This is a genomic window from Synechococcus sp. OH2 (assembly GCF_047462155.1).
Classification (GTDB): Bacteria; Cyanobacteriota; Cyanobacteriia; order Thermostichales; family Thermostichaceae; genus Thermostichus.
The window spans coordinates 1-10,022 of record NZ_JANSIR010000124.1 but is presented as its reverse complement, the minus strand read 5'-3'; the positions used below and the strand labels follow the sequence as shown (position 1 = coordinate 10,022).

General features: G+C 63.8%; 11 protein-coding genes. 7 read left to right on the top strand and 4 right to left on the bottom strand.

What is annotated here, in order from left to right; translation table 11 throughout:
- The 6 genes from NW835_RS13685 to NW835_RS13660 all read left to right on the top strand — a co-directional run.
- A partial coding sequence (locus NW835_RS13685) for a threonine synthase (RefSeq protein ID WP_414415574.1) occupies window positions 1-555 on the top strand: 555 nt, incomplete at its 5' end.
- A gap of 93 nt (window positions 556-648) precedes the next feature.
- On the top strand, window positions 649-1,173 hold the full coding sequence (locus NW835_RS13680) for a fasciclin domain-containing protein (RefSeq protein WP_414364723.1): 525 nt from the start codon (window positions 649-651) through the stop codon (window positions 1,171-1,173).
- A gap of 35 nt (window positions 1,174-1,208) precedes the next feature.
- The gene (locus tag NW835_RS13675) at window positions 1,209-1,484 is read left to right on the top strand and encodes a ubiquitin-like small modifier protein 1 (protein ID WP_414364725.1); all 276 of its coding nucleotides are present in this window, start codon (window positions 1,209-1,211) and stop codon (window positions 1,482-1,484) included.
- Window positions 1,485-1,501: 17 nt separating this feature from the next.
- Entirely contained in the window at window positions 1,502-2,089 is a 588-nt protein-coding gene (locus NW835_RS13670; RefSeq protein ID WP_414376962.1) for a DNA-3-methyladenine glycosylase, read from the top strand.
- Between the two features lie 70 nt (window positions 2,090-2,159).
- Window positions 2,160-3,377, top strand: a complete 1,218-nt coding sequence (locus NW835_RS13665) for a peptidase C39 family protein (RefSeq protein WP_414415573.1) — start codon at window positions 2,160-2,162, stop codon at window positions 3,375-3,377.
- Between the two features lie 354 nt (window positions 3,378-3,731).
- Window positions 3,732-5,639, top strand: coding sequence for a hypothetical protein (locus NW835_RS13660; protein WP_414415572.1), 1,908 nt, complete (start codon window positions 3,732-3,734; stop codon window positions 5,637-5,639).
- Here NW835_RS13660 and NW835_RS13655 read toward each other — a convergent pair.
- The 3 genes from NW835_RS13655 to NW835_RS13645 all read right to left on the bottom strand — a co-directional run bounded on the left by NW835_RS13655 (window position 5,636) and on the right by NW835_RS13645 (window position 8,246).
- Window positions 5,636-7,102, bottom strand: a complete 1,467-nt coding sequence (locus NW835_RS13655; protein ID WP_414415571.1) for a DASH family cryptochrome — start codon at window positions 7,100-7,102, stop codon at window positions 5,636-5,638. The two genes, NW835_RS13660 and NW835_RS13655, sit on opposite strands and share 4 nt — an antisense overlap.
- Before the next feature lie 362 nt (window positions 7,103-7,464).
- On the bottom strand, window positions 7,465-7,779 hold the full coding sequence (locus NW835_RS13650; RefSeq protein ID WP_414364734.1) for an HU family DNA-binding protein: 315 nt from the start codon (window positions 7,777-7,779) through the stop codon (window positions 7,465-7,467).
- Window positions 7,780-8,018: 239 nt separating this feature from the next.
- Entirely contained in the window at window positions 8,019-8,246 is a 228-nt protein-coding gene (locus NW835_RS13645) for a cytochrome b6f subunit family protein (RefSeq protein ID WP_414415570.1), read from the bottom strand.
- A gap of 268 nt (window positions 8,247-8,514) precedes the next feature.
- Between NW835_RS13645 and NW835_RS13640 the strand changes: the two genes are divergently transcribed.
- The gene (locus tag NW835_RS13640; protein ID WP_414415569.1) at window positions 8,515-8,832 is read left to right on the top strand and encodes an ATP-binding protein; all 318 of its coding nucleotides are present in this window, start codon (window positions 8,515-8,517) and stop codon (window positions 8,830-8,832) included.
- On the opposite strand, the gene NW835_RS13635 is transcribed toward NW835_RS13640, so the two are convergent.
- The coding region (locus tag NW835_RS13635; protein WP_414415568.1) for a DUF3352 domain-containing protein at window positions 8,829-10,022 on the bottom strand (1,194 nt) is incomplete at its 5' end. The two genes, NW835_RS13640 and NW835_RS13635, sit on opposite strands and share 4 nt — an antisense overlap.

Genomic DNA, 10,022 nt, shown 5'->3' with positions numbered 1-10,022 from the left:
GGATCCCTGTACACCAAGATTTACAAAGGTTTTCAGGAGTTTGTGAAGGTGGGGCTGGTGGCGGAGAAGCCGGTTACCTTCCATGGCGCCCAGGCCCAGGGCTGTGCACCCATTGCCCAGGCCTTTCGCGAAGGACGGGATTTTGTTACTCCTGTTAAGCCCAACACCATTGCTAAGTCGATTGCCATCGGCAACCCTGCCGACGGCATCTACGCCTTGGAGATTGCCCGCAAGACCGGCGGCCAGATCGCGACGGCTACGGATCCTGAGATTATCGCTGGCATCAAGCTCCTGGCCGAGACCGAAGGCATCTTCACCGAGACCGCCGGCGGCACCACCATTGCCGTGCTCAAACACCTGGCCGAAGCCGGACAGCTCGATCCCGAGGCGGTTACGGTTGCCTACATTACCGGCAACGGCTTGAAGACCCAGGAGGCGGTGCAGGCGCAGGTGGGCCATCCGCTGCTGATCTCGCCCAAGCTGGAGAGCTTTGAACAGGCGCTGGAGCGGGCCCGTACGCTGGAGCGGCTGGACTGGCAGGAGGCCTCGGTTTAAAGCGAGGGGGATCCCCCTGGGCTCTTAACGGAAACTTAATGAAGAACTGTTACGATCCCTGGTACAGGCCCACCTGCTCAGGAGCTTTGCACCATGCCTATCTTTCGTTCTGTCCGTTACTTTGCGCGTCGCTGCCTGCCGGTGGCGGTAGCGGTGTTGACCCCTCTTGCTTGGGTTCCCACGGCTCGGCCCCAGGGACTGAACACCATTGCCGTTGAGCTGGAAACTTTGCCCAGCAGCTACTCGACGCTGGCGGCGGCTCTGCGGGCGGCGGGGCTGAACACGGCGTTGGCGGGGCCGGGGCCATTTACGGTCTTTGCCCCTTCTGATGTGGCCTTTGGGCAACTGCCGCCGGGCACCGTGGAGACGTTGTTGCAGCCGGCCAACCGGGATCAGCTCACCCGCATCCTCACCTATCATGTGGTGCCGGGGCGGATTACCTCCTTTGACCTGCGGCCCGGCCAATCGACCACTCTGACCACCTTGGCAGGGTTGCCGCTACGGGTGCAGGTGGGATCCGATGGCAGCATCCGGGTCAACGGGGCCAACGTGAACCTGGCGGATATTCCCGTCTCGAACGGGGTGATTCACGGCATTGACGGGGTGCTGCTACCCTAGTCTTCTAATGTTGGTCGTGGACGAAGCATTGGCTTATGGCGGTCAAGGTGTTAATTCCCACCACGCTGCGGGCGCTCACCCGGGATCAGGAGGTGGTCAGTTGCGAGGGATCCACCATTCGGGAATTGCTGGAGGCCTTGGAGCAAAGCTATCCGGGCATCAAGGCGCGGCTGTGCGACGAGAAGGGGGAATTGCGCCGCTTTGTCAATTTTTATGTCAACAGCGAAGATATTCGTTTCCTCAACGGCTCCGACACCCCTCTTCAGGATGGGGATGAGGTGAGCATCGTCCCTGCGGTGGCCGGGGGCTGAGGGCTGCCGAGCCTGCCGTGGATCCCAGGGATTGGTTAAGCCAGCCGGCGCCGCTGGTGGCGCCTGCTTTGCTGGGCATGGTGCTGGTGCGGCAATTTGCCGATGGGCTGCAGGTGCGGGCCCAGATCGTGGAGACAGAAGCCTACACCGCCGGGGATCCGGCCTGCCACGCCTATCGCCGCAAGACTCGCCGCAACCAGGTGATGTTCGGGCCGCCGGGCCATCTCTACATCTATCGCATCTACGGCCTCTACCACTGTCTGAACATCGTCACCGAGGCGGAAGGGATCCCGTCAGCAGTGCTGATCCGGGCAGCCCAGTTGGATTGCCTGCCGGAGTGGATCCCGGCTAACAAACGACAGAAACCGGCGCGGGTGGCGGCGGGGCCGGGCCTGCTCTGCCAGGCGCTGCGCATCGATGGATCCCACAACGGCTGGCGGCTGGATCCGGTGCCAGCCGGTCAGGAAGGCATTTGGCTAGAGGGATCCCCCTCTGGGCCAGCCCAATGGACCATTGTCCAGACCACTCGCATCGGTATTACCCGCGGCGTGGAGCTCCCCTGGCGCTGGTACATTAAGGGGCATCCGGCGGTGTCGCGCTACTAGTGGGGGCAAGCAGAGCATGGGGGTTGCAAAAGGCCGGAGCGGTTGGCAAGGTCTGCTTAGGCTGGCTGGCGTGACTGTACTGCTTCTGCCGGCGTTGGCCCAGCCGGCTCCCACTTCCCCAGGACTCCTGACAATGCAAGTCCAGGCCCATGTTACCTATCGCACCGGCTTGCAGCGCTGGCATGCCCCCCAAGGTTTTCAGGACTGGTCAGCCCGCGGGATCCGGCTGAATGCCCAAGGGCAATTGGTTTTGGATCCAGAGGGCTGGCGGCAAGCAGTCAGCCTTGAAGGGCCTGAGTCGGCGTTTCAGGGCCGGCCTTTTTATCCCCCCGGCCGCTATTGGGTGGGAGAAGCCGTCAGCGCGGAGGTTCCCGCCAGCTTTCCTCTGGTGGAAGCGATCGTCTCCTGGAATGCCACCACGCCCCCCGGCACCTGGCTGGAAGTGGGGATCCGGGCCAAGCTTGCGGGGCGCTGGACGAAGTGGTATCACGCTGGCGTGTGGGCCGCCGATCCGGCCACCTTGGCCAGCCACTCCGTGGGCGGGCAGGCCGACGAGGACGGCAACCTCAACACGGATTTGTTGGTGCTCAAGGATACCCAAAGGGGGGCAGAGGCTTTTCAGGTCAGGGTGCGCCTGTTCACACAAGAGCCAGGCCGTTCCCCCAGCATGGATCAGGTGGCGGTTGCCTTTTCCAACCAGCCGGCCCAGCCCAGCCACTTCCCCCCTGGGGATCCCAGCCGCTGGGGCCAGGTCTTGGATCTGCCCTTGTGTTCCCAGATGGTCTACGCCGACGGGGGAGCAGCTTGGTGCAGCCCCACCGCTTTGGCCATGGTGATGGCCTACTGGCAGCGGGATCCCCGTCCCTGTGAGCCTTTGGTGCGCGCCGCGGTGGCCGGGGTGTACGACCGGGTTTACCAGGGCCACGGCAACTGGGCCTTCAATGTGGCCCATGCCGCCGAGCGAGGGTTGGCCGGCCTGGTGGCGCGGCTGCAGAGCCTGGCCCAAGCAGAAGCCTGGATTGCGGCGGGAGTGCCGGTAATCCTTAGCTACGCCTGGCGGGAGGGCGAGCTGGAGGGGGCGCCGCTCCCCCGCAGCAATGGCCATCTGGCAGTGCTGGTGGGGTTCGATAACCAAGGGGATCCCATCCTCCACGACCCGGCGGCCCCGACCCACGCAGAAGTTCGCCGCACCTACCGCCGCGACCAGCTGGAGTCTTTGTGGTTGGCACACTCCGGGGGTACTGTCTATTTGATTTATCCGCGGGACTGGCCGATCCCAGAGCTATAAGTCTAACGACCGTCGCTCACCCTGCCAGACGCTTCTGCTCGAAGAGGCTGGGATCCCGATCTGGACACTTGAGCAGACAAACGCAGACACAACTTGGCAAGCACCCAACTGCCATCTGGCTTTTCGGCGGGGATTTGAGTAAGGATGTAAAGAGTGAGGAGTGTAACTCACCTGTGGGTGAGGGCAGTTGGTTATGAATAGAAATGCAGTTCAGGGCCTGAGGCATTGGCCGGGCTGGCTCCTGCAGCAGGGAAGGTGTTGGGCAGTTTTCGCCGGCTCGTACGCTGAGGAAGACAGGCATGGAGGTTTGGGTTCCCGCCATTTCCCAGTTTGGGGGAGAGGATAAGCTGCATCATGCCACGACGGGTTTCCCCTGCACCGCTATCCTTGCCGGCGCTGAGTGCCCTGGTGCTGGCCCTTTCGGCCTGCGGCGAGCTTTCTTCTTCTAATTTGTCTCCCAGCGTCGTTCCCCCTTCTGCCCTGCAACCGCTTTCCACTCCAACTCCCCTCGCCCCCTCCGCCTTTGCCCTCACGCTCGAACAGGCTCGCCAAGCGGGTCTGGCGCTGCCCAGCAACCGCATCGTTTTGCTGCTCCAGGAACAGGGATCCGATCTGGTGGCCCAGCTGCCAGCCTCCGAGGTGGAGCGCTGGCTGGCCCGCACCGCCACCTGGCCGGGGGTGGAAGGGATCGACTTGAGCATTACCCTGGGCAGCTATCGCCAAACCGCCACTGCACCCCTGCGCTCAGGGCAGCCGGCCACCTTCACCTTTACCAACCCGCCCGCGGGCGAAGCGGAGCTGAGCGCCGTCGCCTACCGGGGATCCACCACCTTGGCCCAAGGGAAGGGATCCCTGACCCTTTCTGACCGCTCTGGGGGCTCTGGCGGGGCCAATCGCCGCCTGGCCATGCTGGTACTCTCCGAGGTGGGAGTGCCGCTGCTGCACACGGGGTCGGGGGTGCCAGCGCCCGGCCAGCCCCTGCTGCTGTTAGGAGAAAATCTGGAGCGGGTGGAAACGGTTTTGTTTGCTTCAGCCGTCAATCCTGAGCGCAGCTTGAGAGGGGAGATCCGCTCCCGCAGCAGCGACCGCCTGACGGTGATGCCGCCGGCCTCCCTTTCCGGAACCGTTTGGGTGGCCGTTGCCGATGCGGCGGGGCAAGGGTTGGGAACCTTGGTTTACGAGTGGCCAGCCCCTACCCCCTCACCCACCCCTACTGCGGCGGCAGCCTCAGCCTGGCAGGTGGAGACCTTGCTGAATGGCCGCACTGCTTCGGCAGTCCTTCCTAGAAACAGCGTCTCTGATAGCGGCGGCGAGGCCGAGATCCCTCTCAAACAGATTGGCGGCATTGCTGTTGATCCAGAAGGGTTCTTTTACTTGGCCGACCCGGCCCAGCACCGGATTTTTCGCCTTTCTCCCGAAGGGGAACTGGAGGTTTGGGCCGGCAGCGGCAAGGCCGGCTATCGGGATGGAGCGGCTAATCAGGCCCAGTTCGACTCCCCCCAAGGGCTGCTCTGGGATCCCAAAGGGGGAGTGTGGGTGGCCGACAGCGGCAACCACTGCCTACGCCACATCAGCCCTCAGCGGCAGGTAACCACCTTTGCCGGCACTTGTGTAGCCGGCTACCGTGATGGGGAGCGCGACCAGGCGCAGTTTCGCGAGCCCTTTGGCCTGGCCTTGGGTCTAGAGGGCAGCCTTTACGTGGCCGACCGTGCCGACCGCCGCATCCGCCGCATCACCCCCGCCGGCGAGGTGACCACAGTGGCTGGCACCGGACAGCCGGGATCCGCCGATGGCCCGGCAGAGCAGGCCCAGCTCCTGCAGCCCACGGCCCTAGCGGTGGACAGGGAAGGGAATCTCTGGATCGCTGACCGGCATCGCCTGCGCCGGCTCTCTGCCGCTGGAGAACTGACCACCCTCTCCAGTACAGAGGCGGGCTACCGCGATGGCCCCTTGGCGCAAGCCCGTTTTCAAACCCTTGCAGGGCTGGCCTTCGATGGGTCGGGGAGTCTCTGGCTGGCCGACCGAGATAACCATCGCCTGCGGCGGCTGCAGACTAATGGACAGGTTGCCACCTTGGCCGGAGGGGAGGAGCCAGGCTGGCAGGATGGCCCCGCCTCCTCGGCCCGCTTCCAGCAGCCCGGCCATCTGCTCATTTTGCCGGATGGCAGCGTGGTAGTGGCAGATAGCGGTTTACCCGGCTTGCGACGTCTTAGCCGCCTCCTCCCCCCGCCCGCTACTCCCGTTTCCAGGGGATCCCCCTAGCGGCGGCGGTGGCGGGCCAAGGCCGCTTCGTAAGCCCGCCGACTGGCCTGCAGGGACTTTTCCAGATCCACCAGAGGGCGGGGATAGTCCACCCCTAGCCGCACGCTAAACTGCTTTTGCTCGGCGGCGCTGAGGCGATAGGGCTCGTGGATCTTGTCCCCTGGGATCCCGGCCAGTTCCGGCAGCCAGTGGCGTAAGTAGTGGCCCTGGGGATCGTAGTCGCGGGACTGCTTGGGAATGTGGAAGTAGCGGAAGCCGCGGGCGTCGTTGCCCACACCGGCAGTGTAGTTCCAGTTGCCATAGTTGCTGGCCACGTCGTAGTCGATGAGCAGCGACTCAAACCATTCCGCCCCCAGGCGCCAGTCAATCCCCAGGTTTTTGGTTAGAAAGCTGGCCACATTCTGCCGCCCGCGGTTGGACATAAACCCCGTGGCCGCCAACTCCCGCATGTTGGCATCCACCAGGGGGTAGCCGGTCTCGCCGCGGCACCAGGCCTGAAAGCGATCCCAGTCCTGCTGCCAGGGGATGGGGATCCCCTGGATCCCGGAGGGGCGAAACAGCTTGGCCCCGTGCTTGGCCAAGATGAAGCGAAAGTAATCCCGCCACAGCAGCTCGAACACCAACCAGTAGGTGGATTCGTTGCGCACCCGCTCCTGCTCGTAGCGCTTGACTTCGGCATACACGGTGCGGGGGGAGAGGCAGCCTAACGCCAACCAGGCAGAAAGGCGCGAGCTGTCGTTGGGATCCAGCATGCCGTTGCGGGTTTCTTTGTAGACGCGCAACCGGTCCAGCTCCCAGATATAGGTCTGCAAACGCGCCTGGGCGGCGCTGCTGCCACCCGTGTAGACAAAGCGGGCGCGGGGATCCGGCGGAGGCAAGCTCAGCCCCAGCTCAGCCAGGGTGGGCAGAGGGCCGGGATCCAGCCCCGGCGGCAACGGCGGGAGAGAAGGGATGGGCAAGGGATCGCGGACGCTGGCCTTGGCTTCCACCTGCTGGCGAAAGCGGGTGAACACCTCTGGCAAGTCTGCCAGGGCAAAAGGGAGATCGGCGGGGTGGTAGAGGGTGTGGCCCCAGTCCAGGTGCAGCGGGATCCCCAAGTTCTGAAGCGCTTCCTGGAGGGCAGTGGCTACCGCCTCCTCCTCCGTGCCCACTTCTGCATGGGCATAGACAGCCTTCACCCCCCACTCCCGCGCCAGGGCCGGGATCACCTGCTCCGGCTGGCCCTGGCGGATGACGAGGTCGGAGCCGCGGACTCGGAGCTGCTGCCGCAGATCCGCCAGGCTTTCCAGCAGGAACTGGGCGCGGAAAGGGCCGGTTTTGGCGAAGCCAAAGGCCGTTTGGCCAAAGTGGCGGGGATCCAGGCAGTAGAGGGGAATGAGGAAGGAGCCCTGTTGGCATGCCCGTGTTAGCGGCTGGTGATCCAGCAGGCGCAAATCGGTGCGAAACCAGAGCAAGACGGCCATTCTGCAAGTATCCTAGGGGGGTGACGCTCTCCCCAGCCCTAAAGGGCGGGGATTCTTCCTCGCTCATCGCAAGCTACGCAAGCACGCCGGTGGGGCTGCCACCCCACGCCTGTGGAAGACGCCATAATCCCAACTCCTGGGCCTAGGCCCAGATACTGGCGCCGAATGCAGAAGGCCCGCAGTAAAGTTCAGCAGGGCCAGCGTATCCAGTTGCGGAGTTGGTTTTCGATGGACGGTTTGATAGCAGCAAGTTGCGCGCCTCCTGCGAGGCCATCCTGATACTACTCCAGGCTACATACTGCCGAGATTAGGCGGCTTATCCCCAGGACTAAAGACCGGGGCTTGCGCCGCCGTATTCGTGGTCAAACCGAGCCCAGCCGCTGCTCCCCCCTGGGTCGCCCCAGTTCTGGGCTGGGAACGAAATGGGGCACCTGAGCAGCCGGGATGTGGATGGGGGCTTTGGTGCGCGGGTGATAGGTTTGCCGAGCGGGGCGGTAGCGCAACGAGAAAGTTCCGAAGCGCGCCAGCCGCACCGATCCCCCCTCGGCCAAGCAGCGGCTGATGCTCTCCAGCATCGCCTCCAGGGCGGCAGCAGCCATCTCCACCGTCAGGCCATCCACCTGGGCGGCCATCTGGCGGGCCAGCAAACGACGATTCAAATGGGGAGGAGAAGCCACGACCACTTATCCAGACAACGGCAACAGGACACCAGCGACCCTGGGCTTGATGCTCACAACCTGTGTAGCGAGAACCCCCTCCAAAAGGGAACGGCGTCACCCGGGCCGGCTACCTAAAGCGGAAATGCAGGCTTGAGGAGTTTGGAGCCGGGGCAACCCCTCTGGCGGAAACTTACACGCAGAGGGGATCCGACACTGCAACTGCCCCTGATCCCCTGTCTAGCCGGTATCCAGACTGCTCAACTCGGCTCATCCTTGGCGTGGCCGGAATCGACCGCTTCCAGCTCGCTCTCGAAAAACCAGTGCCGGGATCGATCGGGAAATTCCAGAATATAGCCAATGCCACTGCCATCGACCCCCCGCCGTGCCAGCACTACGGCCTCCTTGCCTACCAGCGCGCTCACCTCTTCTTGGCCGCGATCCCGAATAGAGCGCACCTTAACCTTATCCCCAACTTTGATCACCATAGCCGATCAGGGTAACCGCGAAGAGCTTCTCCACTCAAGATGGTACGTCAAAAAGGATCCCTGCCGGGATCTGGCCCGACCGGGCTGAGGCCAACGGGGATTGGCTAGAATGGGAGGAGAGCGTTGCGCCCCCAACTGCCCCTGTGATTGCCCTCTCCCTCAAGCCCGCCAACTGCTCCTGGAGCGTTATCAGCTTTCCCTCCACCCTCTACACCCAGCCGGTTCTGGATTTGTTGATCGCAAAAGTTCCCCCCCCTGGAGAGCGGAGGTGCGTTTGGGCCTGCAGGAGGCGATCATCAACGCCGTTCGCCACGGCAACGGCCTGGATCCCAACAAGAGGGTGATTGTCGAATACGCCAGCTCCGAGCCGTTTTATCAGTGGCTGGTGCGGGATCAGGGCTCCGGCTTTCGTCCCCAGGAGGAGCTAAACCGCTGCCGCTGCGGCATCCTGGAAACGGAAGAGTCGGGGCGGGGAATGCTCCTGCTCACCCAAATTTTCGACTTTGTGCAGTGGAACGAGACGGGCAACCAGCTCTACCTGGGCAAGTACATTCACCCCGGCTGCCGGGATCCCTGGATCGTCTAATACCACTGCCAAAACAGCTTGCCCCTCTGGAGAAGCCAGCGCCCCCGATCCGGATAGGGAGCCTCGGACAGCGTCAGGGCAGTGGTGGCGAAGGCCAGGCGCGTGGACGACCAGCGGGATCCCTGCAGTTGGGGCAGCCAAGTTTCCGGTAGAACTCCCAGGGATCCGTACCCATAGCCCAGGTTGCGGTGGGGCAGGGGGGCCACCAGGCGGCGCCAGGCGCGGTCGGCACTCAAGGGGGGATCCGCCAGGGCCGCTTCCAAAGCCGCCAAAGAAGAAGCCAGGTAGGCATAGCCTTCCCGGTCGGTGTGGTACACCTGGGCCAAGAGGGGCGATGCTCCCGGGATCGCGGGCAGGGCTTGGGGAAGAGCCTCTGCCGCCTGCACCTGGGGAGAGCCTCCCCTGCCGCTGACCTGCAGCAGCTTAGCGGCCAAGAGGGGGATGTCTTCTCGCGGCGTGGAGTGGCTTGGCTGGGGTTGCGGCTGGGCCGCTGGCTTGCTCCAGGCGGTGGCGGTGCCACGCTTAGTTGCAATCGATACCACCTGCCAGCCCTGGGCGATTGCCCGCTCATCCAGCGTTGGCGCATCTGGCATCTCGCCAACCCACAGCCAGGCCAGTTCTCCATCCGTGGGCAAAAAGGCAAGGGCGAACTCTCCCCTTTCCGGCAACACGTGCTGCCAGTCCAGCTCCACCTGCGATTGCAACTGCTGCAGCCATTGGCCCGGATCCAGCCGCAGCCCGAAGAGGCTCAGGGGCTGCATCTGCCCCAGGCTCTGCCAAAGGGCAGCCCAGTTCTTTCCGGAAATTAGCGCTAGCGTCTCATCAGGCAGATGCCGAATAACCTGCGGACGAAAAGTTTCTCCAGTCGGCAAAGCAAAGTCAGCAGGCGTATGCCAAAGGACGGCAGTTTCGGCCACCAACCCCCGGAAGTTTACCCCCAGCCCCAGCCCCACTGCCTGCAACGCCAGGGCGTCGGGAGAGGGGGATTCTGGATTTTGCCAGAAAGCCCAACCCACATGCGCCTCCCGTAACGGCTGGATCACCTGCCGAAACCGTGGCTCGGTCACCAACGACAATTGCGGCAACTGCCAGGCATCGATGGCGGCGCGAATGGCAGCAGCCTGTTCTGCCAGCAGCACATAGCGCTTGCCGAAAAGGGCTGCCGCGAACCCCTGCAACTCCGGAAGTGG

Coding starts and splice junctions, on each gene's coding strand:
- NW835_RS13680 (WP_414364723.1), top strand. CDS start 649: ATGCCTATCTTTCGTTCTGTCCGTTACTTTGCGCGTCGCTGCCTGCCG.
- NW835_RS13675 (WP_414364725.1), top strand. CDS start 1,209: ATGGCGGTCAAGGTGTTAATTCCCACCACGCTGCGGGCGCTCACCCGG.
- NW835_RS13660 (WP_414415572.1), top strand. CDS start 3,732: ATGCCACGACGGGTTTCCCCTGCACCGCTATCCTTGCCGGCGCTGAGT.
- NW835_RS13655 (WP_414415571.1), bottom strand. CDS start 7,102: ATGGCCGTCTTGCTCTGGTTTCGCACCGATTTGCGCCTGCTGGATCAC.
- NW835_RS13645 (WP_414415570.1), bottom strand. CDS start 8,246: ATGGTGATCAAAGTTGGGGATAAGGTTAAGGTGCGCTCTATTCGGGAT.